This is a genomic window from Streptomyces sp. CO7 (genome assembly GCF_053474865.1).
In genome coordinates this window covers 1326444-1326907 of record NZ_JBRIOU010000002.1, presented here as the reverse complement: position 1 = coordinate 1326907, position 464 = coordinate 1326444, and the positions used below count along the sequence as shown (strand labels likewise).

The window sequence follows — 464 nt, the reverse complement described above, 5'->3', positions numbered from 1 at the left end:
CGTGGAGGCGGTGCGGGCCCACGGCAGGGCCGGGGACGCGGCGGCGGCCGAGGCGGCGGCGGGGCCGCCCGCCGAAGGGCCCGAGGACCTGGTCCGGCTCTCCCGGGCGTTGCGCGCGATGCGTGGGTGACGTCCTGTCAGTGCCGCGCGGCAGGCTTGGGGTGAGAGTTGCGCGACCGCCCGAGGAGTTGCCGAGGATGACCACCACCACCGTGCCGACCGACCGTGAACGGAGCGCCGCGCAGGCGTACCTGCGGCTGCTGAACGCGGTACGGGCCGCGTTCGCCGAGGCGGGTCCCGGCCCCGTCGTGGTGCCGCCGGCGGTGCTCGCCGAGGCGGACCGCGCGTTGCGCGAGGCGGGCCTGACGGGCGCCGAGGAGGCGTTCCTGCGGCGGGTGGGCCGTCACGCCGCGTCGCGGACGTAGCGCCGCCGGGCCCGACGGCGCTACGTCCGCGACGCGGCG

Annotated in this window: 1 protein-coding gene; it reads left to right on the top strand. The window is 79.1% G+C overall.

Translation table 11 applies throughout. The features are described 5' to 3' along the window. Positions 1 to 197 precede the first annotated feature (197 nt). Positions 198 to 425 (top strand): hypothetical protein, encoded by a 228-nt coding sequence (locus tag ACOV8S_RS08035; RefSeq protein WP_448316971.1) that lies wholly within the window; start codon positions 198 to 200, stop codon positions 423 to 425. Positions 426 to 464 lie beyond the last annotated feature (39 nt).